This window comes from Pantoea sp. DY-15 (assembly GCF_019795935.1).
Lineage (GTDB): Bacteria > Pseudomonadota > Gammaproteobacteria > Enterobacterales > Enterobacteriaceae > Pantoea > Pantoea leporis.
This window is the reverse complement of record NZ_JAIMIF010000001.1, coordinates 1,683,305-1,709,075: the sequence shown is the minus strand read 5'-3', so window position 1 is coordinate 1,709,075 and position 25,771 is coordinate 1,683,305. Positions and strand designations below refer to the sequence as shown.

The window sequence follows — 25,771 nt, the reverse complement described above, 5'->3', positions numbered from 1 at the left end:
GGGTTTTTTTATACCTGCATATTATCAATATGCAGGTAATTGCTCATAATTCGTCGGTAAATACTGCAAGTGATACAAGTCGGTCACCATAAATGGCGACCCTACAAAACTGGGTAGGGGCGCCATTTATGGCGACCGATACGTCATTGCACAAACCCAAACCCGTCACCTCAACCCAATCCCCTTGAAGCTTCCCCCGCTTATCGCTAAGGTAAGCGCGTTTTTTCGCCGCCAGGAAACCTCATGACCACCATTGCGCTCATCGACGACCATATGATCGTCCGTTCGGGTTTTGCCCAATTACTCGGGCTGGAACCGAATTTTCAGGTTGTTGCCGAATGCGGTTCCGGGCGGGAAGCGCTCAACCAGTTGCCGGGGCGCGGCGTACAAGTGTGCATCTGCGATATCTCGATGCCGGATATTTCCGGGCTCGAGTTATTGAGCCAATTGCCGAAAGGCATGGCGACCATCATGCTGTCGGTGCACGACAGTCCGGCGCTGGTGGAGCAGGCGCTCAATGCGGGCGCGCGCGGGTTCCTCTCTAAACGTTGCAGCCCCGATGAACTGATCGCGGCGGTGCATACCGTGGCCAAAGGCGGCTGCTATCTGACGCCCGATATTGCTATGAAGCTCGCCTCCGGACGTCAGGATCCGCTCACCAAACGCGAACGCCAGGTGGCGGAAAAACTGGCGCAAGGTTTAGCGGTGAAAGAGATCGCGGCCGAACTGGGCCTGTCGCCAAAAACCGTCCACGTTCATCGCGCCAATTTGCTGGAAAAGCTCAACGTCAGTAATGACGTTGAACTGGCGCGCCGCATGTTTGATGGCTGGTAATGCAGCCACTCTTTTCACGGCTGATTGCCGTCATCGCCAGTTTTTGTATCTTCTCTGCCGCGTGGTTTTGCCTGTGGAGCATCAGCCTGCATCTGGCGGATCGTCCTGAGCTGGCGGTGTTGCTGTTTCCCTTTGGCCTGCGCCTTGGACTGATGTTGCAGTGCCCGCGTGCCTATTGGCCGGTGCTGCTCGGTGCCGAGGGGTTGCTGCTTTATTGGCTGTCGCGCGAAGTAGCGCTGGCGCATCTGCCGCTGCTGATGCTGGGTAGCGTGCTGACGCTGCTGCCGGTGGCGCTGATCTCCCGTTATCGTCATCAACGAGACTGGCACACCTTGCTGTGGCAGGGCGGTGCGATGGTATGTGCGGCGCTGCTGCAGGCGTTGCCGTGGATCGCAGAACCCGCCGCACTGAATGCGGTGCTGCTCACGCTCACCGGCGCACTGACCGTGGCACCAACCTGTTTGGTGATCTGGCACTACCTCACCAGCACCCGCTGGCAGCCGCTTGGCCCTTCACTGATCGGACAGCCGGTTAACTGGCGCGTGCGCCATCTGTTTGGTTATGTGCTGCTGTTTATGGTCAGCCTGTGGTTGCAGCTGGGTCTGCCTGCAGAGCTGTCGCGCTTCACACCGTTTTGTCTGGCGTTGCCGATTATTGCGCTGGCGTGGCATTACGGCTGGCAGGGCGCGCTGATCGCCACATTGATGAACGCCATCGCGCTGATCGCCAGCCAGACCTGGCACGATCACGCGGTCGATCTGCTGCTCTCCCTGCTGGCGCAAAGCCTGACCGGGCTGCTGCTCGGCGCGGGTATTCAGCGTTTACGTGAACTCAATCAGTCGCTGCAAACCGAATTGGTGCGCAATCGCCGTCTGACGGAGCGCCTGCTGGAGACCGAAGAGAGCGTCAGGCGCGAAGTGGCGCGCGAGCTGCACGATGATATCGGCCAGACCATCACCGCGATTCGCACCCAGGCCGGGATCATGCAGCGCATCAGTCCGGAAAGTGGCGTGAAGCAGAGCGGCATGTTGATTGAGCAGCTATCACTGGGCATTTACGATTCGGTGCGCCGTTTGCTGGGGCGCTTGCGTCCGCGCCAGTTGGACGATCTTTCGCTCGAGCAGGCAATCCGTTCGCTGATGCGGGAAATGGAGCTGGAAGGGCACGGCATCATCAGCCATCTCGACTGGCAGATTGATGAAGCGCGACTGAGTGAAGCGCAGCGCGTCACGCTGTTTCGCGTTTGTCAGGAAGGACTCAATAACGTGGTGAAACACGCCAGCGCCCGTGCGGTGACGCTGCAAGGCACATTGCAGGACGAGCGGTTGCAGCTGGTGATCGAAGACGACGGCTGCGGCTTACCGCTGGGTTCCCCGCAGCACGGTTTTGGCCTTGCCGGCATGCGCGAACGCGTGACGGCACTCGGCGGCTCGCTGGGGATCTCCTGTACCCACGGCACGCGCGTTAGCGTCACGTTACCGCTGCGCAAGGGATAAGCAATATGTTGTTTAGATTTCTCAAAGCACCGGCCAGCGCGCAGCCGATCAGCGATAAAGCGACCATTGATGCGCGCTATCGCTACTGGCGGCGCCATATCATGATCACCATCTGGCTCGGCTATGCGCTGTTCTATTTCACCCGTAAAAGCTTCAACGCCGCGTCGCCGGAAATTCTGGCGGCGGGCGTGATGACGCGCACGGATATCGGCCTGCTGGCGACGCTGTTTTACATCACTTACGGCCTGTCGAAGTTTTTCTCTGGCATCGTCAGTGACCGCTCTAACGCGCGCTACTTCATGGGCATCGGGCTGATAGCGACAGGCGTGGTAAATATTCTGTTTGGCTTCTCCACATCGCTGTGGGCTTTCGCCGTGTTGTGGGTGTTAAATGCCTTTTTCCAGGGATGGGGATCGCCGGTCTGTGCGCGTCTGCTGACCAGCTGGTTTTCCCGCACCGAACGCGGCGGCTGGTGGGCGCTGTGGAACACAGCACAAAACGTTGGCGGTGCGCTGATCCCGATGATCGTGGGTGCCGCCGCGCTGCACTATGGCTGGCGCGCTGGCATGATGATCGCAGGCGGACTGGCGATCGTCGCTGGTATTTTTCTCTGCTGGCGCCTGCGCGATCGCCCGCAAACCGTGGGTTTACCACCGGTCGGTGACTGGCGCCACGATGCGCTGGAGATCGCCCAGCAGCAAGAGGGCGCGGGGCTGAGTCACAAACAGATCCTTGCCAAATATGTGCTGCTCAACCCTTACATCTGGCTGCTGTCGCTGTGTTACGTGCTGGTTTACGTGGTGCGTGCCGCGATTAACGACTGGGGCAATCTCTATATGTCCGAGACGCTGGGCGTCAATCTGGTGACGGCCAACTCGGCGGTGACCATGTTTGAACTCGGTGGCTTCGGTGGCGCGTTAGTGGCGGGATGGGGATCGGATAAATTGTTCAACGGCAATCGTGGCCCGATGAACCTGATCTTTGCCGCCGGCATTTTGCTGTCAGTGGGATCGCTGTGGCTGATGCCCTTTGCCAGCTACGTGATGCAGGCTGCGTGTTTCTTTACCATCGGCTTTTTTGTCTTCGGGCCGCAGATGTTGATTGGCATGGCGGCGGCGGAGTGTTCGCATAAAGACGCGGCGGGCGCGGCGACCGGCTTTGTTGGCCTGTTTGCCTATCTGGGCGCATCGCTCTCCGGCTGGCCGCTGGCGCGGGTGATCGATGTCTGGCACTGGAACGGTTTCTTTGCGGTCATCGCCTGCGCGGCGGGCATTTCGGCCTTGCTGCTGTTGCCATTCCTGCATGCTCAAACGCCGCGCCAGCGCGAGGAAGTGTGATGCATCCCCGCTTTTTACCCTTACATCGACAAAACTAAGAAATTTTCCCGGTTGCGCCGGGCGGTTGTCTCAGGCCGAAACCGCTGCTGATTTTTACAATGCCTGCCATCACGCAGGTCATTAATCAGGAGCACTCCATGCTGGCTTTCTTAAATCAGGTGCGCAAGCCGACCCTGAATTTGTCGCTCGAAGAGCGGCGCAAGATGTGGTTCAAACCCTTTATGCAGTCCTATCTGGTGGTCTTTATCGGCTACCTGACCATGTATCTGATCCGCAAAAATTTCAACATTGCGCAGAACGACATGATCACCACCTACGGACTCAGCATGACGCAGCTGGGGATGATTGGCCTCGGCTTCTCCATCACCTACGGCGTCGGTAAAACGCTGGTCTCCTATTACGCCGATGGGAAAAATACCAAGCAGTTCCTGCCGTTTATGCTGATCCTCTCGGCCATCTGCATGCTGGGCTTCAGCGCCAGCATGGGCGCGGGCTCGGTGAGTTTGTTCCTGATGATCGCGTTTTATGCGCTGAGCGGCTTCTTCCAAAGTACCGGCGGCTCCTGTAGTTATTCCACCATCACCAAATGGACGCCGCGGCGTAAACGCGGCAGCTATCTGGGGATGTGGAATATTTCGCACAACCTGGGCGGCGCAGGTGCAGCGGGTGTGGCGCTGTTTGGTGCCAATTACCTGTTCGATGGGCACGTGGTCGGCATGTTTGTGTTCCCGTCACTGATCGCGCTGGTGGTCGGTTTTATCGGTCTGCGCTACGGTAGCGATTCACCCGAATCTTACGGTCTGGGTAAAGCCGAGGAACTGTTTGGCGAAGAGATCAGCGAAGAGGACAAAGAGACCGAAGATCAGGCGATGACCAAATGGCAGATCTTTGTCGAGTACGTGCTGAAAAACAAAGTGATTTGGCTGCTGTGCTTCGCCAACATCTTCCTGTACGTGGTGCGCATTGGTATCGATCAGTGGTCGACGGTCTATGCCTTCCAGGAATTAAAACTGTCGAAAGAGGTGGCGATTCAGGGCTTCACGCTGTTTGAAGTCGGTGCGTTAGTCGGCACGCTGCTGTGGGGCTGGTTGTCGGATCTGGCGAATGGTCGTCGTGCGCTGGTGGCATGCGTGGCGCTGGCGTTGATTATCGCCACGCTTGGTATCTATCAACATGCCAGCAATCAGTATGTTTATCTGGCGTCGCTGTTTGCTCTGGGCTTTCTGGTGTTTGGTCCGCAGCTGTTAATTGGCGTTGCCGCCGTCGGCTTTGTGCCGAAAAAAGCCATTGGCGCCGCCGATGGCATCAAAGGCACCTTTGCTTACCTGATTGGTGACAGCTTCGCCAAGTTAGGCTTGGGAATGATCGCCGATGGCACGCCCATCTTTGGCTTAACCGGTTGGGCCGGGACCTTTGCGGCGCTGGATGCCGCCGCGATCGGCTGTATCGCCTTAATGGCGATGGTGGCGGTGTTTGAAGAGCGTAAGATTCGCCGTGAAAAGCGTCTGCAACGGTTGAAAGCAGCATGATGTTTAGCCCCGGTTTTCACCGGGGCTTTTTCGGACGATAAATCCTGCTGACCTAAAACAAATTCATACGCAGGGGAATGGACGATTTTAGCTGCTGCACTACTTCCTCAGAAAAGTAACCACCTTGTTACAGTCCTCGCCCAGATTGCCGATAACTCCCCTCAGAATCATTCCAATTTTTGAACCACATTTTTCCGTTTCTGGGGTGTCTATGCGCTTCAATTATGACTTGTTACCGGGTGAGCTACTGACTTTCGAAGAGATTGCCCTGCGCTACACGCAGCAGCATCCCGACGAGAAAGAGCTTACCGCACGCGGGTTGCTGAGCCCGTCGACCAGCTTTCGCAATTTGGTGATCCGCGCGCTGTTCGCGCAGGAGGAGATCAATAGCCCGATCGAGGATCTGCTGTTTGTCTCGGACGACAACGAGCGCAAAAATTATCTGCGTCGCTTTGAGCACTACCTGAAAAACCAGCAGGCGTTTCTCTACTTCCGGCGCAACGACGAAGCGCGCAAAGAAGGGCGCTGGAAAGTGGTCGGCGAAACCCAGGTGTTTGCCATGCTCGATCCCAATTCGGCAGCGGCGCAGAATCTGCTCAACAGCCGGGGCTTTAAGCTGGTGCTGATGCGGCAGACCGAAGAGGATGAGTATTGGCAGCTGTTCGATGCGCAGGCGCATCCGTGCTTCCCGCTGTCGCGCAAAATCCAGTTTCTGGTGGTGTTGAGCACGCCGCAATACAAAGTGCCGAGCGGCGTGATGCCCGGCACCGAAGTTGGACGCCGCGTGAAAGCCAAAGTGCTGCAGCGCTCCAGCCAGGCGGAGTTTACCTCGGCGGTAAAAGCGCGCTACGGCGCCTGCATTATCACCGGCACGCAGCTGACCGAACGTCACAGCTGGCCGTGGGTCGAAGCCTGCTACATCGACACGCAAGAGAACGAAGAGGGCTTTCTGGCGGATAATAGCGCCGATAACGGCTTATTCCTGCGTAGCGACCTGCAGCGGTTGTTTATCAACAAAATGATAAGCATCAACGCGGAAACCGGTCAGGTGCTGTTTAATCCTGCGCTGGAAACTGAAGCGTTGATTACCCCTTTTTATCAGGCACTTGAGGGCAAAGTTTGCGCATTATGGGACGCGGTGCCGCCTGGCACGCGGGAAAGACTGCGTAATTTGCGCTAACGCCCGCGCGGATGGCGGTGCGATCCACCGCCATCCATAACAAATTTGAAATAACCTCGCTTTTGCCCGCCTATTCTGCCAATCAAAACCCCTACAGAATTGGATAATCATGCCGATAACTTTACTAACGCAGGGTAGTCAACGTGAACGATCTCTATACCGCCGATGGCGTGATGGATAAACATTCGCTCTGGCAGCGCTACGTTCCTCTGGTGCGGCACGAAGCGCTGCGCCTGCAGGTACGTTTGCCAGCCAGCGTTGAGCTTGACGATCTGCTGCAGGCCGGTGGCATTGGCTTATTAAATGCCGTGGAGCGCTACGATGCGCTACAGGGCACCGCCTTTACTACCTACGCCGTGCAGCGTATCCGGGGAGCAATGCTGGATGAGCTGCGCAGTCGCGACTGGGCACCACGCAGCGTACGCAGAAATGCGCGCGAAGTAGCAGGTGCCATGCATCAGGTAGAACAAGCGTTGGGGCGCTCGGCTACTGAACAGGAAGTGGCTGAGCGACTGAATGTTTCGCTGGAGGAGTATCGGCAGATTCTGCTCGATACCAACAACAGCCAACTCTTCTCCTACGACGAGTATCGGGAAGAACACGGCGACAGTGCGGAGCTGGTGACGGAGGGGCATGAGGAAGCCAACCCGCTTCATCAGTTGTTGGAAGGAAACCTACGTGACCGCGTGATTGAAGCGATTGAGGCCTTGCCTGAACGTGAAAAACTCGTGCTCACACTGTACTACCAGGAAGAACTGAACCTGAAGGAGATTGGCGCGGTGCTGGAAGTGGGGGAATCCCGCGTCAGTCAACTGCACAGTCAGGCGATCAAACGCCTGCGTGCCCGATTATCGGGGGCGCGCTAACAGACTCAGTTCCTGGCGATCGAAAAAAACAATAAAACCGGGGACTCAGCAATGGGAGCCAAAGTTAAAGCCAGACCGTTAAGTCGCTATCTTAAAGACTATAAGCACAGCCAAAGCAATTGTTCACACTGTGGCAAAGTTTTAGATCGTATGGCGTTAGTCTTTCGCGGCCAGATCATCAATAAAGAGGCCATCGCACGCATGGACCAAATGATTGACGATCAGGTGTGGATGAAACTCCAGCCAGAATTGACCGCCTTGTGTCGTTTCTGCAGCGATATATTTTGTAATACCCATCCGAATTACTTCGACATTATGGCGTTTAAGCAATACCTGTTTGAGCAGACCGAGATGAGCCACAGTACCATACGTGAGTATGTGGTACGTTTGCGTCGGCTTGATGACATGCTGAAGGCGAAAAATTTCCCGGCCGATCGTTTACGGGGCAATAGCTGGCATGAATGTCTGGAGAACGATCTGCCTGATGCGGGCAATAACAATTACCGCATCGCACTGCGTAAATATGACCAGTTTTTAGGCTGGCAGCAGGGCTGATGGTGATCCCACCCTTGTTGTTGTCGAGCATGACAGCAACAAGGGCAGCACGCGATGAATTCCGGGTGCGACTTTTCTCATCTTCTGCAACACTGTATGGATAACTGCACATTGCCCGAATGGAGGCTGCATTGTCCTTACATCTTCTGCACCAGTTCCCCCGTCTTGAATTACTCGGTGCACCTACGCCGCTTGAGCACTTGCCCCGGCTTTCTGACTATCTTGGTCGCGATATCTTTATTAAGCGCGATGACTTCACGCCGGTGGCCCTCGGCGGTAACAAACTGCGTAAACTCGAATTCCTGGCCGCTGATGCGCTGCGCGAAGGCGCGGATGTGCTGCTGACGGCGGGCGCTATTCAATCTAACCATGTGCGTCAAACCGCAGCGGTAGCGGCGAAGCTCGGCCTGAAGTGCGTGGCGCTGCTGGAAAACCCGATTGGCACCACGTCAGAAAACTACCTCAGCAACGGCAACCGCCTGATGCTTGATTTGATGGATGTGGAAATCGTCATGGTCGATGCGCTGCACAATCCCACTGAACAACTGGCTGCCCAAGCCGAACACCTCGAAGCGCAGGGATTCCGTCCGTATATTGTGCCGGTTGGCGGCTCTAATGCGCTCGGTGCGCTCGGCTACGTTGAGTGCGCGCAGGAGATTGCGCATCAAAGCGAAGGCGTGGTGGATTTCGCCGCAGTGGTGGTCGCTTCCGGCAGCGCTGGCACGCATGCTGGCCTGGCGATTGGTCTGGAACAGCTGCTGCCCGAAACCGAGCTAGTTGGCGTTACCGTGTCGCGCAAAGTTGAGGCGCAGTTGCCGGTGGTGGAGCGCATTCGCAGCGCATTGGCAGAGCAGCTGGAGGTGCAGGCCAAAGCGCCGATCACCTTGTGGGATGATTACTTCGCACCGCGTTACGGCGAGCCGAACGAAGAGGGCATGGCGGCGGTGAAGCTGCTGGCGCGGCTGGAAGGCATCATGCTCGATCCGGTCTACACCGGCAAAGCGATGGCGGGATTAATCGATGGCATTGCGCAAAATCGCTTCCGTCGTGAAGGTCCGCTGCTGTTCGTGCATACCGGTGGATCGCCGGCGTTATTTGCTTATCACCCTTCGGTCTGAGACAGAACGTAAAAACGGTTTATAATCCAGCGGTTATTCAAACGGTCGCCGTCGAGGGCGGCCTGACAAAGCACACAACAACACATCACAATAAATGGGGTAAACATGACTTTCTCTCCAATTCGTCGCCAAATGGTGATGGGCATGATGGCGGTCGCGCTGGTCGCGGGCGTTAACGTTAAATCCTTCGCCGCAGAAGATTTGCTGGCAAAAGTAAAGAGTAAAGGCGAGCTGCGCGTCGGTCTGGAAGGCACTTATCCGCCGTTCAGCTTCCAGGACGAAAAAGGCCAGCTGACCGGCTTCGAAGTAGAGTTCGCGCAGGCGCTGGCTCAACACCTTGGCGTGAAAGCCGATCTGCGTCCGACCAAATGGGACGGCATGCTGGCGTCGCTGGATTCCAAACGCATTGACGTGGTGATCAATCAGGTCACCATTTCCCCTGAGCGCAAGAAAAAGTATGACTTCTCTACGCCGTACACCATTTCTGGCGTGCAGGCGCTGACGCTGAAGAAAAACGCAGCAACCGTCACCAAGCCAGACGATTTGGCCGGCAAGAAAGTCGGCGTCGGTCTCGGCTCCAACTACGAGCAGTGGCTGAAGGATAATGTGCCGAAAGCCGATGTGCGTACCTATGATGATGACCCAACCAAATATCAGGATCTGCGTTCAGGCCGTTTAGACGCCATTCTGGTGGACCGCTTAGCGGCGTTGGATCTGGTGAAGAAAACCGGCGACACCATGGCGGTAGCGGGCCCGGCCTTCTCCCGTCTGGAATCGGGCGTGTCGCTGCGTAAAGGCAACGACGATCTGCTGAAAGCCATCGACTCCGCCATCGCGGACATGCAGAAAGATGGCTCTCTGAGCAAACTGTCTGAAAAATGGTTTGGCGCGGACGTCACTAAATAATGCAGGAAAGCTTACAACTGGTGCTGGATTCAGCACCATTTTTACTGAAAGGCGCGCTGTTCACGCTGCAGTTGAGTATCGGCGGGATGTTCTTCGGCCTGATACTTGGCTTCGTGCTGGCGCTAATGCGCTTGTCGCACTTCTGGCCGATCAACTGGCTGGCGCGCATCTACGTGTCGATTTTCCGTGGCACGCCACTCATCGCCCAACTGTTTATGATCTATTACGGTCTGCCGCAGTTTGGTATCGAGCTGGATCCGATTCCGTCGGCGATGATTGGTCTGTCGCTGAACACCGCTGCTTACGCCTCTGAATCACTGCGTGGCGCGATTGCTTCGATTGAACGCGGGCAGTGGGAAGCCGCTGCCAGCATCGGTATGACGCCGTGGCAAACGCTGCGTCGCGTGATCCTGCCGCAGGCCGCGCGCACCGCGTTGCCGCCGCTGGGCAACAGCTTTATCAGCCTGGTGAAAGATACCTCGCTGGCCGCCACCATTCAGGTGCCGGAGCTGTTCCGTCAGGCGCAGCTGATCACCTCACGGACGCTGGAAGTGTTCACCATGTATCTGGCGGCCTCGCTGATTTACTGGGTGATGGCGACCGTGCTGTCGGCGTTGCAAAATCGCCTTGAAGCGCATGTGAATCGACAGGATCGGGAGGGTAAATGAGTGCAATTGAAGTCCGTCAGCTGGTGAAGCAGTTTCACGGCCAGACGGTGCTGCACGGCATCGATCTCGACGTGGCACCAGGCGAAGTGGTGGCCATTATCGGGCCAAGCGGCTCCGGTAAAACCACGCTGCTGCGCAGTATCAATCTGCTGGAAGTGCCGGAAAGCGGACGTATCAAAGTTGGCGATATTGCCATTGATGCGGCGCTCGGCCTCAACAAGCAGAAGCAGCTGGTGCGCCAGTTGCGTCAGCAGGTTGGCTTTGTGTTCCAAAACTTCAATCTGTTCCCGCACCGCTCGGTGCTGGAGAACATCATTGAAGGGCCGGTGATCGTCAAGGGCGAGCCGAAGGCGGAAGCCATCGCGCGTGCGCGCAGTTTGCTGGAGAAAGTGGGATTGCACGGCAAGGAAGAGAGTTTTCCACGTCGTCTCTCCGGCGGACAGCAGCAGCGTGTGGCGATTGCTCGCGCGCTGGCGATGCGTCCGGAAGTGATTCTGTTTGATGAGCCGACCTCGGCGCTAGATCCTGAGCTGGTGGGCGAGGTGCTCAACACCATTCGCGCGCTGGCGCAGGAGAAACGCACCATGGTGATCGTCACCCACGAGATGAGCTTTGCGCGCGACGTCGCGGATCGCGCCATCTTTATGGATCAGGGACGCATCGTGGAGCAGGGCGCGGCAAAAGAGCTGTTAAGTAATCCGCAGCAGGCACGTACCCGGCAATTTCTTGACAAGTTTCTTAACCAATAATCTCAAGCGTCGCCTGATAACGGCGACGCTTTTCTTATATGTTCTGGTCTCTCCTCCCTCAGTATTTTCCTAAAGTTATATCACCATGATATCGTAACGTGCTGAATATTAATGCTAAATCATTCTTAAAATCCTACAGACAATAGGGCGATTTCTTATTAGGAAAGTCCCGATTGAGACATCTTTGTAAATATAAATAATTCTTTACAAATTCATGGCGCAATTAGGACATAGCAATGACAACTGCCAGGAAAGAGGTCCTCTGGATCAACACGCTCAAAGGGGGCTGCATTTTGATGGTGGTGTTGCATCACTCCATCATCACCACGTTCGCGCCTTCGCTGCATCATCTCACCGCTGGGCTGCTGCCGGCGCACTGGTGGGTGGCGTTTAACACCTATCTGTCGCCGCTGCGCATGCCGGCTTTCTTCTTTGTCTCCGGTTTGCTGGCCGCCAGCTCAATCACCAAAAAAACCTGGAAAGAGGTGTTCACCAAGAAGTTCAGCAACATCGTCTATCTCTACCTGCTGTGGGGCGTCATTCAGTGGCTGAGCATTCATTACATCTCTACGCATCTCGGGGAACGGCTCTCCAGCACCAAAAACGCAGCCTATGCCGACACGCCGTTTGAGTTCATTAAGCTGCTGATGACCTCTATGACCAGCCTGTGGTATCTCTACGCGCTGGCAGGATTCTTCCTGTTCACCAAGCTGTTCCACAAACAGAAGATGGCCTTAATGGCGCTGGCGATTGTTGCTACGTACGCGGCTCAGTTCAGCCTTATTCCCGGCTGGGGACCCGCCAGCGTGGCGCAAAACTATCTCTATTTCCTGCTCGGCGTATTCTTCAGCCAGGCGTTGATTGAGTTGAGCGAATTGAAGCGCCAGCACTGGTTGATGCTGGGCGGCATTGCGCTGATTGGCATGCTGCATCATGTTGGCGGCATCTATAAAAATCCGTTCTACAGCTTGCTGACCATCGTGTTTGGCATTGTGCTGTGCCGCTTCCTCAATGAACGTTTCAATATGGCGTGGCTTAACTGGATTGGCCGTAACACGCTGCAAATCTACGTGCTGCACCGCATCTTTATTGAGCTGCTGGGGCTGAGTGCGATTGTGCTGGCGGTGCATTATGGCTGGTTTGACAATACCGTCTTTAGCTGGGCATGGGCGCTGCTGATGCCGATTACCGGCGTTGCATTGTGTACCAGTATTTCGCTGCTGCTGTGGACGCTGCTTAACCGTGGTCCGGGCCGCATGCTGTTTCTCTATCCGCGCCTGCTGCGCAAACCTGCGCTCGAAAGCAAAAGCGCACCGCTGCAATAACTTTGTTGATCACGCGCCGCACATTCCGTAGCGGCGCAATTCATTGCGCGATAAATCGCGCCGCTACGGAATGTGCGGTAATAAATCGCTTAGCACAACGCTAATATCGCTGCTTATCCATTTGCCACATTAAATAAATCCACATTTAGAATTTGAATTTAATCTGGCATAAGAAAGGGTGGATTGTTCTTAATTTCCCTGCGCGACAACGATCACACTTATTTTACTTAATCCTCTTTTAGTGACTCAAATTAAGACAAATTTCCTTAGCCTGCTCAGGGTTCTATTTTTGTCTGGATCTGTAAAGTATTGTTATATCAGGACCACAAAAAAACATTTAGGACTTTCGCTACATCATGCCCGCCCCGCCTGTTGAATAATCGTTTAATAATCATAAATGCTACAACGCTTATTTCCTCATCCTTCTTCTTTAAGACCTACACAGCAACAGCAGCGGGAGTCATCATATGAATAACGCCAGGAAAGAAGATATCGCATGGATAAATACCCTCAAGGGAGCCTGCATATTACTGGTGGTGTTGTATCACACCGTATTACCTGGATTCGAAGGCACGGTGAAATTATTGACGGCTGGTTGGATCCCGGCAGAAATATGGGTGCAGTTTAATACCGTATTATCGCCGCTGCGTATGCCGGCGTTTTTCTTTGTTTCGGGCTTATTAGCCACTAACGGTATTTTAAATCGGCCGTGGAAACAGGTGTTTACCAGTCGCATCACCAACCTGTTTTATCTCTATATTTTGTGGGGCTTTATTCAGTGGTGGTCGATTGTTGGCATCTCCACCGAGATCACCGGGCAGCGTATTTCACAGAACCTCAACGCGGCGTATGCCGGATCGCTGCTGGAGTTCTTAAAGCTGACATTCCTTGCCATGAGCACCTCGTGGTATCTCTACGGTTTAGCGCTCTATTTTCTGTGCGCCAAGATCTTTAAACAGCAGAAAGTGGCGTTGCTGGTGGTGGCGATTGCGCTCAACTATCTGGCGGTGGAGAAGATCATTCCGTACTGGGGACCACAAAGCGTGGCGCAGTATTTCCTGTTCTTCCTGCTGGGGGCGTTCTGGAGCCCGATGATGCTGCGTCTCAGTGAATGGCGTCGTGACAACATTGTGCCGTGGGCGATATTGGCGGCGGTCTCGGGCCTGCATATCATCTTTGGTCTGGATAAGAGCCTGTTCCTGTGCATCCTTGCGGTGCTGGGTAGCGTGGCGGCGTGTCGCTGGCTGAACGCGCGTTTCAAGATGAGTTATTTGAATTGGGTTGGGCGCAACACGCTGCAAATTTACGTGATTCACCGCATCTTCATTGAGTTCTTCGGTATGTCGGCGATTCTGTTCGCCCAGCGCCATCACCTGTTTGAGCAAGCATGGTTCTCCATTCTGTGGGCCTGTTTCTATCCGCTGGCGATTGTTGGCATCTGTTCGCTGTGTTCGGTGGCGGTGTGGCAGGTGACGAATCGTGGATTGGGGCAGTCGCTGTTTGTGTTTCCAACGCTGATCGGGTTGAAGCGGGGTAAGTCTGCGGCGTGAAAAAAAGGTCGCCATTAATGGCGACCCTACGTTGTTACTGTTAACCGATGGTCATCAAACTCGCATTACCGCCCGCAGCGGCGGTATTGACGCTGAGTGAACGCTCAATGAGCAAACGCTCCAGCAGCAGATTGGTTTCGCCGCGCGCGAAGCCCTGCACCGAGACAATCGCGCCATCGCGAGCCGCGACCTGCTCACACAGGCTGCGCAGCTGATCGGCATCACCGTGATAAATCACCGCATCAAACTCCGCCGCCAGCGCATCCTTCACCAGCTTGACGTGCGCTTGCACTGCAGCAGGCAAAGACGTACGCAGCGCACGATGCAGCTCATCATCCTGCCAGATGGCCTGACTGCCGACGCTGGTTACCGCCGCCAGTTGCGTCAGCGCGTCTTCTGCGTTATCGGCGATGCACAGCACATGTTCGCGCGGCAGCAGGGTGAAGGTATTGCGCTCGCCGGTTGGGCCCGGCAGCAGACGCACCGTACCGGCCTGCGCCAGCTCGTCGTAACGCTGACACAGCGCCAGCAGCTCAGGCTTATCCTGCGCCCACTGCTGCAATGCCTGATGCGCACGCATCAGCTCGGCACGCACCGTGCTGTCAACCGGGCGCTCGGCATCCTGACGATCAAAGGTGATACGCAGCGCGCCATCTGGACGGTTGGCCAGTAGGCGATAGAGATAGAGCGGACCGCCGGCTTTTGGACCGGTGCCCGACAAGCCTTCGCCGCCGAACGGCTGCACGCCGACGACCGCGCCCACCATATTGCGGTTTACATACAGGTTGCCGACTTTAGCGCTCGCCGTAACCTGCGCGATGGTTTCATCGATGCGGGTATGCACGCCGAGCGTCAGGCCGTAACCCGACGCGTTAATCTGCTCAACCAGCTGCGGCAAGTTATTGCGCGAGAAACGCACCACGTGCAGCACCGGTCCAAACACCTCTTTATCCAGATCGCTCACCTGATCCAGCTCGATCAGCGTCGGCTTGATAAAGGTGCCGCTGTTCCACTCTTTGCTGTCCTGCGGATTCTCCTGCGCCGCCTGATAGACGGTGAAGCCCTTGTTGCGCAGCGCCTGAATGTGACGTTCGATATTGGCTTTCGCTTCGGCATCGATCACAGGACCAATGTCGGTCGAGAGACGTTCCGGGTTGCCCATGCGGCACTCGGCCATTGCACCACGCAGCATTTTCAGCGTGTGATCGGCCACATCGTCCTGCACGCACAGCAGACGCAGCGCCGAGCAGCGTTGACCGGCACTATCAAAGGCCGAAGCCACGATATCCACCACCACCTGTTCGGTCAGCGCTGAGGAATCCACGATCATCGCGTTCATGCCGCCGGTTTCGGCAATCAGCGGCGTCGGACGACCCTGAGGATCGAGACGACCAGCCAGATTACGCTGCAGCAATGTCGCCACCGCGGTTGAACCTGTGAACATCACGCCGCGTACGCGCTCGTCGCCGGTCAGTTGCGCACCCACGGTTTCGCCCTGGCCCGGCAGCAGTTGCAGCACGCCAGCCGGTACGCCGGCATCCAGCAGGATGTGCACCGCCTGCGCGGCAATCAGCGGCGTTTGCTCCGCCGGTTTGGCCAGCACGCTGTTACCCGCCGCCAGCGCTGCGGCAACTTGTCCGGTAAAGATCGCCAGCGGGAAGTTCCACGGGCTAATGCACACCACCGGACCAAGCGGACGATGGGTTTCGTTATCGAAATCGTCGCGCACCATGCCAGCGTAGTAGTAGAGGAAATCAACCGCTTCACGCACTTCGGCGATGGCGTTGTTGTAGGTTTTACCGGCTTCACGCACCAGCAGGCCAATCAGCTGCTGCATCTGGCCTTCCATTGCTTCGGCGGCACGCTCCAGAATCGCGGCACGCTCCTGCGGTGGCGTCGCGAACCAGATTGGACCGGCATTGACTGCCGCATCCAGTGCAGCCGAGACTTCGGCTTCAGTGGCTTCACGCACGCTGCCCACCACATCTGCTGGTGCAGAAGGGTTAAGCACCGGGCGGCTGACGCCTTCGCCCAATTCACCTTCTACCAGCGGTTGGGCGATCCACGGCTGGCTGGCGCTGTTGAGCAGGGCACTGGAGAGCGACGCCAGACGATGTTCGTTGGCCATATCCAGACCGGCAGAGTTAGCGCGCTTGGCGCCATACAGATCGCGCGGCAGCGGGATTTTAGGATGCGGTAAACCAATCGCGCCTTCCGCGACGCCCATTTTCTCCACGGCGGCCACCGGATCGGCGACCAGCTCATCCAGCGGCAAGGTGTTATCAGCGATGCGGTTAACGAAGGAGGTATTGGCACCGTTCTCCAGCAGACGACGCACCAGATACGCCAGCAGCGTTTCGTGGGTACCGACCGGCGCATAAATACGACACGGTCGGTTCAGTTTGCCATCGGCCACTTTACCGACAACCTGTTCATACAGCGGTTCACCCATGCCGTGCAGGCACTGAAATTCGTATTGGCCTGGATAATAGTTATTGCCCGCCAGCTGGTAGATCGCCGCCAGCGTGTGCGCGTTGTGGGTAGCAAACTGCGGATAGATCAGGTTCGGCACCGCCAGCAGTTTGCGCGCGCAGGCCAGATAAGAGATGTCGGTGTACACCTTGCGGGTATAGACCGGATAGCCTTCCAGACCTTCAATCTGCGCGCGTTTGATTTCGCTGTCCCAATACGCGCCTTTCACCAGGCGGATCATCAAGCGACGACGGCTGCGCTGCGCCAAATCAATCAGCGAATCAATCACAAACGGACAGCGCTTCTGATACGCCTGAATCACAAAGCCAATGCCGTTCCAGCCTTCCAGCTCCGGTTCAAAACAGAGTTTTTCCAGCAGATCAAGTGACAGCTCAAGGCGATCGGCTTCTTCCGCATCGATGTTGATACCGATGTCATACGAGCGCGCCAGCAGCGTCAGGGATTTGAGGATCGGATAGAGTTCGTCCATCACGCGCTCATACTGCGCACGGCTGTAGCGCGGATGCAGCGCCGAAAGCTTGATCGAGATGCCCGGACCTTCATAAATACCGCGCCCGTTCGACGCTTTGCCGATGGCGTGAATCGCCTGCTGATAGGAAACCAAATAGGCTTTGGCATCGCTGGCGGTCAGCGCCGCTTCGCCCAGCATGTCGTATGAATAACGGAAACCTTTCTCTTCCAGTTTGCGCGCATTGGCCAGCGCTTCGGCAATGGTTTCTCCGGTGACAAACTGTTCGCCCATCAGACGCATCGCCATGTCCACGCCTTTACGGATCAGCGGTTCGCCGCTTTTACCGATGATGCGATTGAGCGAGCGCGACAGATTAGCCTCGTTATGGGTAGACACCAGACGGCCAGTAAACAGCAAGCCCCAGGTGGCGGCGTTAACAAACATCGACGGGCTGCGGCCAAGATGCGATTGCCAGTTGCCATTGCTGATTTTGTCGCGGATTAACGCATCACGCGTCGGCTTATCCGGAATACGCAGCAGCGCTTCCGCCAGACACATCAGCGCCACGCCTTCCTGCGAGGAGAGCGAGAACTCTTGCAGCAAGCTTTGCACCATGCCGGCGCGGCCGGTTGCACCTTTCTGGTGCCGCAACTTATCGGCAAGGCTGTAAGCCAGCTGATGGGTTTTCTCGGCCAGCGGGGCAGGGAGACGCGCTTGTTCCAGCAGCATTGGCACCGCATCCGTTTCCGGACGACGCCATGCAGCGGTGATCGCTGAGCGGCTGACTGACTGCGGTAAAATATGTTCGGCGAAGTCGAGGAAAGGCTGCAGCGCCTCGTCGGGCACGCTTTCATCACCGGCGGCATCAATCAGCAACTGCGGGATTTCAGGCACGGATTCACCGGCTTCCAGCTGCTCCAGATAATTAAAAATGGCCTGCTTGATCAGCCAGTGTGATGTGCGGTCAAGCTTCTGGGCCGCCAGTTTAATGCGATCGCGGGTGGCTTCATCCAGCTTCACCCCCATGGTAGTCGTTCCCATGATGTCCTCGTCCTCGAAAAGTAGTGATTCAACGCTTGCGTGGCAGCAATATCACCTATGTTGCAACTTTGTGCAACCAGGTTAAATGTGACCTCGGTTGCACGCTTTGAACCGCCTAAAGTGTTAAATCGATAAATGCGGCATGAAAATTGCTGCAAGAAACTCGCCAATGTTGCAACCGCCAGCAACAAGACGGTTCCTTAACCCGATGAGGTGCAACTCAAACTGTGAGCAGGCGCAACCTGCGGGCATTAAAAAAGCGAAGGAAGGTGAAACCGGTGTAACAGCTGTGTTAAATGCATTGTGCGCGCCGACCCTTTGCGGCAGGATACCGCGCCTTAAGAGAAATCGCTTTCTCTGGATGCGGTGGAACCAGGCTGCTGTCCCGTTCCGACAGCGCTGATCAAAAAGATTTCTCTTGATGGATTGAATAATAAGTGGAGAGACTCATGAGTGTAAGTACACCGATGTTGGTGACCTTTGTAGTGTATATCCTTGGGATGGTGCTGATAGGTTTCATCGCCTGGCGATCAACCAAAAGCTTCGACGACTATATTCTCGGCGGGCGCAGTTTAGGGAGCGTCGTGACCGCGCTCTCTGCGGGCGCTTCCGATATGAGCGGCTGGTTATTGATGGGCCTGCCGGGCGCCATTTTCCTGTCCGGGATCTCCGAAAGTTGGATCGCCATCGGCCTGATCATCGGTGCCTGGCTGAACTGGCGCATTGTGGCGGGCCGTCTGCGTGTGCAGACCGAGCATCACGATAATGCGTTAACCCTGCCAGATTTCTTCTCCAGCCGTTTCGAAGATAACAGCAAACTGCTGCGCGTTATCTCGGCGGTGGTGATTCTGATCTTCTTCACTATCTATTGTGCGTCTGGCGTGGTTGCCGGTGCGCGTCTGTTTGAAAGTACCTTTGGTATGGATTACCAGACCGCGCTGTGGGCAGGTGCCGCTGCCACCATTCTCTACACGCTGGTGGGCGGTTTCCTCGCGGTGAGCTGGACCGATACCGTACAGGCCAGCCTGATGATTTTTGCGCTAATTCTGACGCCAATTATCGTGATTGTCGCCGTCGGCGGCCTGGATGATTCACTGGCGGTGATCAGGGCGAAGAGCCTCGAAAACCTCGATATGCTGAAAGGGCTGAACTTTGTCGCGGTGATTTCGCTGCTCGGTTGGGGACTTGGCTACTTTGGGCAGCCGCATATTCTGGCGCGCTTTATGGCGGCCGATTCGCATCACACCATCCGCAGCGCGCGTCGTATCGGTATGATCTGGATGATCCTGTGCCTGGGTGGCGCGGTGGCGGTGGGCTTCTTTGGTATCGCCTACTTCGAGAAGCATCCTGATCAGGCGGCGGGCGTAAGCCAGAACGGCGAGCGTATCTTTATCGAACTGGCGCGTATTCTGTTCAATCCGTGGATTGCCGGTATCTTGCTCTCAGCGATTCTCGCCGCGGTGATGTCGACCTTAAGCTGCCAGCTGCTGGTGTGCTCCAGCGCCCTGACCGAGGATCTCTACAAAGGCTTTCTGCGTAAAAACGCCAGCCAGAAAGAGCTGGTGTGGGTAGGGCGCTTGATGGTGCTGCTGATTGCCTTGATTGCTATCGCGTTGGCTGCCAACCCGGAAAACCGCGTGTTAGGTCTGGTGAGCTATGCGTGGGCAGGCTTCGGTGCCGCCTTTGGTCCGGTGGTGCTGTTCGGCGTGTGCTGGAAACGCATGACGCGCAACGGCGCGTTGGCCGGTATGGTGATTGGCGCGCTAACCGTATTGCTGTGGAAAGATTATGGCTACGCCGAGCTGTATGAAATCATCCCAGGCTTCGCGTTCGCCAGTATTGCGATTGTGGTATTCAGCCTGCTGGGTCGCGGCCCATCAGAAGCGGCGCAGCAGCGCTTTGCCGCCGCCGAAGCCCAATACCAAAGCAAGTAACCTCTATCGCCATTGATGGCGACGTGTTTGATGAACCCCCCGGGTGCGCAGGAGTGCGCACCCTCTAAAACGCGCTCCCCCATACGCAAAACAAAATTAATTTCCTGCAGTGACTTGTATTTCTCTCTTCAGTAATGATAATCACTATCGTTCGCACTTTACGTTTTTTTACCTAAGGTTTACCCTTCTTAAAATTCAAGAGGTTGGTGATGTTCGTTCCCTTTCTCATTATGCTGCGCGAAGGTCTGGAAGCAGCGCTCATCGTCAGCCTGATTGCCAGCTATCTCAAACGCACCCAGCGCACCCAATGGTTTCCCGCCATGTGGGTAGGCGTATTTATCGCTGCCGCGCTCTGTCTGGCGTTGGGCATCTTTATAAATGAAACCACCGGCGAGTTCCCGCAGAAACAGCAGGAGCTGTTCGAAGGCATTGTCGCGGTGATTGCCGTGGTGATCCTGACGTCGATGGTGTTCTGGATGCGCAAAGTCTCACGCAATATCAAAGCCACGCTGGAAAAATCGGTTGATCAGGCGTTGCAGAAGCAGGGCAGCAGCGGCTTCCCGCTGGTGCTGATGGTGTTTCTGGCGGTAGCGCGTGAAGGGCTGGAATCGGTGTTCTTCCTGCTGGCCGCCTTCACTCAGGATGTAGGATATGCGCCGCCGCTCGGCGCGGTGCTCGGCCTCGCAACCGCCGTAGCGCTGGGCTTTTTGCTCTATTACGGCGGCATTCGCCTTAATCTGGCGCACTTTTTCCGCTGGACCAGCTTGTTCATTCTGTTTGTCGCGGCTGGACTCTCCGCCGGTGCCATTCGCGCCTTCCATGAAGCCGGATTGTGGAATCACTTCCAGGATGTGGCGTTTGATATGAGTAACACGCTCTCAACGCACTCGGTGTTCGGCACGCTTTTGGAAGGGATTTTAGGTTACCAGGAAACGCCAAGCGTCAGCGAAGTGGCGGTGTGGCTTGCCTATCTCATCCCGGCGCTGCTGCTATTTTTCTTCCCGGCCCGGCCTGCAGTCAACGCGGCACGTACCACACGCTGAAATTTAATCAGGCGCGATTGCGCGCCTGTTCTTCCATGTAACAGGGATATCACTATGACGATTCGCTTCCGCCGCAAGGCGCTGTTGGTTGCTATGCTGGCGCTTTCCGGTGCGGCTACTGCTGCCGTCCCGCAAGTCACGGTCACCGTGACGGACAAACAATGTGAGCCGATGTCGCTCAACGTGCAGGCCGGTAAAACCCAGTTCATCATCAAAAACAACAGCCAGAAAGCGCTGGAGTGGGAGATCCTGAAAGGGGTGATGGTGGTGGAAGAGCGTGAAAACATCGCGCCTGGCTTCAGCCAGAAACTCACCGCCAATCTGGAGGCGGGCGAATATGACATGACCTGCGGCCTGCTCAGCAACCCGAAAGGCAAGCTGGTGGTGAGCGGCGATGCGAAGAAACCGGCAAACGGTAAACCGGATGTGCTGGAGCTGGTTGGCCCGATCGCCGACTACAAAGTTTACGTGATGAATGAAGTGAAAGAGCTGGTAGCGGGCACCAAAGCGTTTACCGATGCGGTGAAAGCCGGCGACCTCGAGAAAGCCAAAGCGCTGTTTGCACCCACGCGCGTGCATTACGAGCGCATTGAACCTATTGCTGAGTTGTTCTCCGATCTGGATGGCAGCATTGATGCGCGTGAAGATGACTTCGAGAAGAAAAACGAAGATCCGAAATTCACCGGTTTCCACCGTTTGGAAAAAATCCTGTTCGCCGATAACACCACCAAAGGTGCCGAAGAGTTCGCCAGCAAGCTAAATCAGGATGTGCTCGATCTGCAAACCCGCATCAGCGAACTGGCGTTCCCACCGGCGAAGGTGGTCGGCGGCGCGGCCGGTCTGATTGAAGAAGTGGCCTCCAGCAAGATCTCTGGTGAAGAGGATCGTTACAGCCGTACCGATCTCTCTGACTTCCAGGCCAACATCGATGGCGCGCAGAAAATCGTTGATCTGCTGCGACCGCTGCTGCAGAAAAACAATCCGCAGCTGCTGGCGAAAGTGGATGCAAACTTCAAAAAAGTGGACGGCATTCTCAGCAAATATCGCACTAAAGACGGCTTTGAGTCGTACGAAAAACTGACCACCGCCGATCGAAACGCGCTGAAAGGCCCGATTACCACGCTGGCGGAAGATCTCTCCCTGCTGCGTGGAACCTTGGGTCTCGATTGATCATGAGTGATAAAAATGACGCGGCGCAGCCGTCGCGTCGTCGATTGTTGCAGGGATTAGGCATGTTGGGCGGCGCGGCCGCCCTCGGCGGCGGTTGTCCGTTCCACACGGCTGCCGCCGATAGCTTCTCTCCCGGCACGGTTGCACCCAACTCGCGTCAGCAGGCGCAACCTTTTTACGGCGCCCATCAGGCCGGTATCGTTACGCCGCAGCAGGCATCGATGATGCTGGTGGCGTTTGATGTGCTGGCGAGCGACAAAGCTGACCTTGAACGTCTGTTCCGCTTGCTAACTGAGCGCTTCGCTTTTCTCACGCAAGGTGGACCGGCGCCGGCGGTCACCAATCCGCAGCTGCCGCCGATGGATTCGGGGATTCTCGGTGCCGATATCGCGCCCGACAATCTCACCATGACGTTATCGGCCGGCACTTCGCTGTTTGATGAGCGCTTCGGCTTGAGCAAACACAAGCCTGCGCAGCTGCAAACCATGACGCGTTTTCCCAATGATTCGCTGGATGCGGAACAGTGCCATGGCGACCTTCTGCTGCAGATTTGCGCTAACACCCAGGATACGGTGATTCACGCGCTGCGCGACATCATTAAACGCACGCCCGATCTGCTGGCGGTGCGCTGGCGTCGCGACGGTTTTATTGCCGACCACGCGGCGCGCAGCAACGGCAAAGAAACGCCGATCAACCTGCTGGGCTTCAAAGATGGTACCGCCAATCCCGATACGCATAATCCGGCATTGATGGATCAACTCTTGTGGGTCACGCACGAACAGCAGGAACCGGCGTGGACGCACGGCGGCAGCTATCAGGCGGTGCGTATCATCCGTTTTCACGTAGAGATGTGGGACCGCACGCCGCTCGGCGAGCAGCAAACCATCTTCGGTCGTGAGAAGTTATCCGGCGCGCCGCTCGGTATGAAAAACGAGCTTGACGTACCGGATTACAGTAAAGATCCCGATGGCGATTTTATCGCGCTGGATGCGCATATTCGTCTCGCCAATCCACGCACGCCGGAAACCGACAGCAGCTTGATGCTGCGGCGCGGTTACAGCTATTCCAGCGGTATTACCGGCTCAGGTCAGCTGGATATGGGGTTATTGTTTGTTTGCTACCAGCATGATTTAACCAAGGGATTTATTACCGTGCAGCAGCGTCTCAATGGCGAAGCGCTGGAAGAATATATTCGCCCGATTGGCGGCGGATACTTTTTCGCGTTGCCGGGCGTGGCGGATAAAAACCATTATCTTGGGCAATCGTTATTGCAGGCCTGATTAATAAATGTGTAGCGCCTGCGGTGGTTACCGCTTCGCAGGCGCATTTGTTAAGTATTCCTTAAACTTTCCGCTGGAAGTAACCGCTTCCGAATGTTCTTAAAAAGTTCTGTTACCCGTTAATAAATCATCTATTTGATAAATATGACAAATTTAATTTAAGGTAAAAGACCTTAGGCTTCGCTTATCTTTTTTTCTTTACCGGTACGTAAAAATAATGTTGCAAACCACCGCAAATATGATGCACTTTATTCATAAGCGTTGTCAGTTGTGTGGCTAAGCCACTGGAGTTCGCGCATGATTCGTCTCTCTTTGGGACAGTTAAATAGTTTCACCACACGCAGTCCACTGCGGGGGATTTCTTCCCTCCAACGTAACCTCGCTACTTTTCAAACATCGTTCTTGTTCAATCTCATTTTCTTTACCGGTGCGCGCCTGCGTCTCGGCGCTGATGCACACCATTCTCACTGGCTCGACACGGCTTACAAGGAAGCCAACTAAACCTCTAAAGCGTTCAAGTCATCGCCGCAGGTGATCCGCCGCGATAAATGAAACCAACTGTAAGGTGCCACTATGGGAAGACAGAAAGCAGTGATCAAAGCACGTCGTGAAGCAAGACGCGTTATTCGTAGCGACTCTCGCAGTCACCGTCAGCGTGAAGAAGAATCGGTCACTTCGCTGGTGCAAATGGGTGGGTTGGATTCCATTGGTATGGCACGTGATGCACGTGACCGCGGGCCGATTGAAGCCAGAAATGAAGCTCAGGCACACTATCTCCATGCCATAGAAACGAAACAGCTTATTTTCGCTACCGGTGAAGCCGGCTGCGGAAAAACCTGGATTAGCGCAGCCAAAGCGGCTGAGGCCCTGATCAATAAGGATATCGAAAGGATTATCGTAACGCGCCCGGTTCTGCAGGCAGATGAAGATCTCGGTTTCCTCCCCGGAGATATTTCCGAGAAATTCGCGCCTTATTTCCGACCGGTCTATGACGTTCTGGTTAAACGTCTCGGCGCTTCCTTTATGCAATACTGCCTGCGGCCCGAAATTGCCAAGGTAGAGATCGCGCCCTTCGCCTACATGCGTGGACGTACCTTTGAAAATGCGGTGGTGATCCTTGATGAGGCACAAAACGTCACCGCCGCACAGATGAAGATGTTCCTGACTCGCCTGGGGGAAAACGTGACGGTTATAGTCAACGGCGATATTACCCAGTGCGACCTGCCATCCCACGCCAGGTCTGGCCTTGCCGATGCGTTAGCGCGCTTCGAAGAGGATGAGATGATCGGCGTGGTGCGTTTCGGCAAAGAGGATTGCGTCCGTTCAGCGCTGTGCCAACGCACGCTGCACGCTTACAGTTAACCGTTTGATTGAGAATGTAGCTTAAGTAAAACCCGGCGCGCGCCGGGTTTTTTTATTGTGTCCCCCCTCGGCTCGATACCATCCCCCTGCGGTAACAATTAGCGCCATTGTATTATTGATACCTGTAAAAGTATTTTTGGTGATAAATGGCACTCCCGGTCAAAAATAATTTTAAGAACAATCCTAGTCACTTTATCAGGGTTCATCAGGGGCTTAACTCAAATCATAAGAAATTTCCTATATAAATCAGACCGCAAAGATCATCTCGCTTTATTGCCTTCCTAAAATTCCAGCTATATATTCGCGCGGTAACACACAGGGAAAGTGTGCCTACGCGTGCTTTCCGCGCCATTTTTACAAGGAGTAAACATGAGCAACTCTTACCAGAACGAGATCCCTAAAGCCCGTATCAACCTCAAGCTAGACCTGCACACCGGTGGAGCGGCGAAGAAAACCGAGCTCCCTCTCAAGCTGCTGGTGACCGGCGATTTCAGTAACGGCGCGGAAGACCGCCCGCTGTCTGAACGCGAAAAAATCAACGTCAACAAAAACAACTTCAACAGCGTGCTGGCCGATATCGCGCCAGCGGTGTCATTTGCCGTGCCGAACACCCTGGCCGGTGACGGCAGCGAAGAGAACGTTCAGCTTAACTTCCGCGACATGAAAGACTTCGAGCCGGAGCAGGTTGCCCGCCAAATCCCTCAGCTGCGCGCCATGCTGGCAATGCGCAACCTGCTGCGCGACCTTAAATCCAACCTGCTGGATAACGTCACTTTCCGCAAAGAACTGGAAGCCATCCTGAAAGATCCGGCACTCAGCGATGAACTGCGCAGCGAGCTGTCTGCGTTAGCCACCGATCAAGCCTGATCATCCCCATAACGGAC

At 55.6% G+C, this 25,771-nt stretch carries 21 protein-coding genes; 20 read left to right on the top strand and 1 reads right to left on the bottom strand.

From position 1 onward, the window contains the following. The first annotated feature begins 243 nt into the window (after positions 1 to 243). The 13 genes from uhpA (at position 244) to K5Y32_RS08280 (ending at position 14,113) form a co-directional block, all read left to right on the top strand. A complete protein-coding gene (gene uhpA, locus K5Y32_RS08340; RefSeq protein ID WP_222182759.1) occupies positions 244 to 834 on the top strand; it encodes a transcriptional regulator UhpA in 591 nt (196 codons plus the stop codon). Next, complete coding sequence (gene uhpB, locus K5Y32_RS08335) at positions 834 to 2,330, top strand: signal transduction histidine-protein kinase/phosphatase UhpB (RefSeq protein ID WP_222182757.1); 1,497 nt, start codon at positions 834 to 836, stop codon at positions 2,328 to 2,330. The genes uhpA and uhpB overlap by 1 nt, the downstream gene beginning before the upstream one ends. Before the next feature lie 8 nt (positions 2,331 to 2,338). After that, complete coding sequence (locus K5Y32_RS08330) at positions 2,339 to 3,667, top strand: MFS transporter (RefSeq protein ID WP_110866456.1); 1,329 nt, start codon at positions 2,339 to 2,341, stop codon at positions 3,665 to 3,667. Positions 3,668 to 3,804: 137 nt separating this feature from the next. After that, positions 3,805 to 5,196, top strand: coding sequence for a hexose-6-phosphate:phosphate antiporter (uhpT, locus tag K5Y32_RS08325; protein ID WP_110866402.1), 1,392 nt, complete (start codon positions 3,805 to 3,807; stop codon positions 5,194 to 5,196). A 211-nt stretch (positions 5,197 to 5,407) separates the two neighbouring features. Then, entirely contained in the window at positions 5,408 to 6,376 is a 969-nt protein-coding gene (locus K5Y32_RS08320; protein ID WP_101764045.1) for an HNH endonuclease signature motif containing protein, read from the top strand. 143 nt (positions 6,377 to 6,519) lie between these two features. Beyond that, positions 6,520 to 7,242 carry an RNA polymerase sigma factor FliA gene (locus K5Y32_RS08315; RefSeq protein ID WP_007891379.1) on the top strand — a complete coding sequence of 241 codons (723 nt, stop codon included), beginning with the start codon at positions 6,520 to 6,522 and terminating at the stop codon, positions 7,240 to 7,242. Between the two features lie 51 nt (positions 7,243 to 7,293). After that, on the top strand, positions 7,294 to 7,797 hold the full coding sequence (gene fliZ / locus K5Y32_RS08310; RefSeq protein ID WP_007891377.1) for a flagella biosynthesis regulatory protein FliZ: 504 nt from the start codon (positions 7,294 to 7,296) through the stop codon (positions 7,795 to 7,797). Positions 7,798 to 7,916: 119 nt separating this feature from the next. Further along, the gene (locus tag K5Y32_RS08305; RefSeq protein WP_370635093.1) at positions 7,917 to 8,915 is read left to right on the top strand and encodes a D-cysteine desulfhydrase; all 999 of its coding nucleotides are present in this window, start codon (positions 7,917 to 7,919) and stop codon (positions 8,913 to 8,915) included. Positions 8,916 to 9,020: 105 nt separating this feature from the next. Then, positions 9,021 to 9,821, top strand: coding sequence for a cystine ABC transporter substrate-binding protein (gene tcyJ, locus K5Y32_RS08300; protein ID WP_222182755.1), 801 nt, complete (start codon positions 9,021 to 9,023; stop codon positions 9,819 to 9,821). Further along, positions 9,821 to 10,489 (top strand): cystine ABC transporter permease, encoded by a 669-nt coding sequence (gene tcyL / locus K5Y32_RS08295; protein WP_008105335.1) that lies wholly within the window; start codon positions 9,821 to 9,823, stop codon positions 10,487 to 10,489. Before tcyJ ends, tcyL begins: the two co-directional genes overlap by 1 nt. Continuing rightward, positions 10,486 to 11,238, top strand: coding sequence for an L-cystine ABC transporter ATP-binding protein TcyN (tcyN, locus tag K5Y32_RS08290; RefSeq protein WP_222182753.1), 753 nt, complete (start codon positions 10,486 to 10,488; stop codon positions 11,236 to 11,238). Before tcyL ends, tcyN begins: the two co-directional genes overlap by 4 nt. A gap of 236 nt (positions 11,239 to 11,474) precedes the next feature. After that, positions 11,475 to 12,563, top strand: coding sequence for an acyltransferase family protein (locus K5Y32_RS08285; RefSeq protein ID WP_222182751.1), 1,089 nt, complete (start codon positions 11,475 to 11,477; stop codon positions 12,561 to 12,563). Between the two features lie 467 nt (positions 12,564 to 13,030). Beyond that, a complete protein-coding gene (locus tag K5Y32_RS08280) occupies positions 13,031 to 14,113 on the top strand; it encodes an acyltransferase family protein (RefSeq protein WP_222182749.1) in 1,083 nt (360 codons plus the stop codon). A 40-nt stretch (positions 14,114 to 14,153) separates the two neighbouring features. Here the strand turns inward: K5Y32_RS08280 and putA are convergent, their stop codons facing one another. After that, positions 14,154 to 18,098 (bottom strand): trifunctional transcriptional regulator/proline dehydrogenase/L-glutamate gamma-semialdehyde dehydrogenase, encoded by a 3,945-nt coding sequence (gene putA, locus K5Y32_RS08275; protein WP_222182747.1) that lies wholly within the window; start codon positions 18,096 to 18,098, stop codon positions 14,154 to 14,156. A 449-nt stretch (positions 18,099 to 18,547) separates the two neighbouring features. Here putA and putP point away from each other — a divergent pair, with 449 nt between their 5' ends. The 7 genes from putP (at position 18,548) to tssB (ending at position 25,754) form a co-directional block, all read left to right on the top strand. After that, positions 18,548 to 20,032 carry a sodium/proline symporter PutP gene (putP, locus tag K5Y32_RS08270; protein ID WP_222182745.1) on the top strand — a complete coding sequence of 495 codons (1,485 nt, stop codon included), beginning with the start codon at positions 18,548 to 18,550 and terminating at the stop codon, positions 20,030 to 20,032. A gap of 209 nt (positions 20,033 to 20,241) precedes the next feature. Further along, positions 20,242 to 21,075 (top strand): iron uptake transporter permease EfeU, encoded by an 834-nt coding sequence (efeU, locus tag K5Y32_RS08265; RefSeq protein WP_222182743.1) that lies wholly within the window; start codon positions 20,242 to 20,244, stop codon positions 21,073 to 21,075. Positions 21,076 to 21,129: 54 nt separating this feature from the next. Beyond that, a complete protein-coding gene (efeO, locus tag K5Y32_RS08260) occupies positions 21,130 to 22,245 on the top strand; it encodes an iron uptake system protein EfeO (protein WP_222182741.1) in 1,116 nt (371 codons plus the stop codon). Between the two features lie 2 nt (positions 22,246 to 22,247). Then, positions 22,248 to 23,525: an iron uptake transporter deferrochelatase/peroxidase subunit gene (gene efeB / locus K5Y32_RS08255; protein WP_222182739.1), complete on the top strand. Its 1,278-nt coding sequence runs from the start codon at positions 22,248 to 22,250 to the stop codon at positions 23,523 to 23,525. 297 nt (positions 23,526 to 23,822) lie between these two features. Further along, positions 23,823 to 24,026 carry a hypothetical protein gene (locus K5Y32_RS08250; protein WP_110866394.1) on the top strand — a complete coding sequence of 68 codons (204 nt, stop codon included), beginning with the start codon at positions 23,823 to 23,825 and terminating at the stop codon, positions 24,024 to 24,026. Between the two features lie 72 nt (positions 24,027 to 24,098). Beyond that, positions 24,099 to 24,887, top strand: a complete 789-nt coding sequence (phoH, locus tag K5Y32_RS08245; RefSeq protein ID WP_101764056.1) for a phosphate starvation-inducible protein PhoH — start codon at positions 24,099 to 24,101, stop codon at positions 24,885 to 24,887. Between the two features lie 369 nt (positions 24,888 to 25,256). Beyond that, positions 25,257 to 25,754, top strand: coding sequence for a type VI secretion system contractile sheath small subunit (tssB, locus tag K5Y32_RS08240; protein ID WP_101764057.1), 498 nt, complete (start codon positions 25,257 to 25,259; stop codon positions 25,752 to 25,754). Positions 25,755 to 25,771 lie beyond the last annotated feature (17 nt).

Coding starts and splice junctions, on each gene's coding strand:
- uhpA (WP_222182759.1), top strand. CDS start 244: ATGACCACCATTGCGCTCATCGACGACCATATGATCGTCCGTTCGGGT.
- uhpB (WP_222182757.1), top strand. CDS start 834: ATGCAGCCACTCTTTTCACGGCTGATTGCCGTCATCGCCAGTTTTTGT.
- uhpT (WP_110866402.1), top strand. CDS start 3,805: ATGCTGGCTTTCTTAAATCAGGTGCGCAAGCCGACCCTGAATTTGTCG.
- K5Y32_RS08320 (WP_101764045.1), top strand. CDS start 5,408: ATGCGCTTCAATTATGACTTGTTACCGGGTGAGCTACTGACTTTCGAA.
- fliZ (WP_007891377.1), top strand. CDS start 7,294: ATGGGAGCCAAAGTTAAAGCCAGACCGTTAAGTCGCTATCTTAAAGAC.
- K5Y32_RS08305 (WP_370635093.1), top strand. CDS start 7,917: ATGGAGGCTGCATTGTCCTTACATCTTCTGCACCAGTTCCCCCGTCTT.
- tcyJ (WP_222182755.1), top strand. CDS start 9,021: ATGACTTTCTCTCCAATTCGTCGCCAAATGGTGATGGGCATGATGGCG.
- tcyL (WP_008105335.1), top strand. CDS start 9,821: ATGCAGGAAAGCTTACAACTGGTGCTGGATTCAGCACCATTTTTACTG.
- tcyN (WP_222182753.1), top strand. CDS start 10,486: ATGAGTGCAATTGAAGTCCGTCAGCTGGTGAAGCAGTTTCACGGCCAG.
- K5Y32_RS08285 (WP_222182751.1), top strand. CDS start 11,475: ATGACAACTGCCAGGAAAGAGGTCCTCTGGATCAACACGCTCAAAGGG.
- K5Y32_RS08280 (WP_222182749.1), top strand. CDS start 13,031: ATGAATAACGCCAGGAAAGAAGATATCGCATGGATAAATACCCTCAAG.
- putA (WP_222182747.1), bottom strand. CDS start 18,098: ATGGGAACGACTACCATGGGGGTGAAGCTGGATGAAGCCACCCGCGAT.
- putP (WP_222182745.1), top strand. CDS start 18,548: ATGAGTGTAAGTACACCGATGTTGGTGACCTTTGTAGTGTATATCCTT.
- efeU (WP_222182743.1), top strand. CDS start 20,242: ATGTTCGTTCCCTTTCTCATTATGCTGCGCGAAGGTCTGGAAGCAGCG.
- efeO (WP_222182741.1), top strand. CDS start 21,130: ATGACGATTCGCTTCCGCCGCAAGGCGCTGTTGGTTGCTATGCTGGCG.
- efeB (WP_222182739.1), top strand. CDS start 22,248: ATGAGTGATAAAAATGACGCGGCGCAGCCGTCGCGTCGTCGATTGTTG.
- K5Y32_RS08250 (WP_110866394.1), top strand. CDS start 23,823: ATGATTCGTCTCTCTTTGGGACAGTTAAATAGTTTCACCACACGCAGT.
- phoH (WP_101764056.1), top strand. CDS start 24,099: ATGGGAAGACAGAAAGCAGTGATCAAAGCACGTCGTGAAGCAAGACGC.
- tssB (WP_101764057.1), top strand. CDS start 25,257: ATGAGCAACTCTTACCAGAACGAGATCCCTAAAGCCCGTATCAACCTC.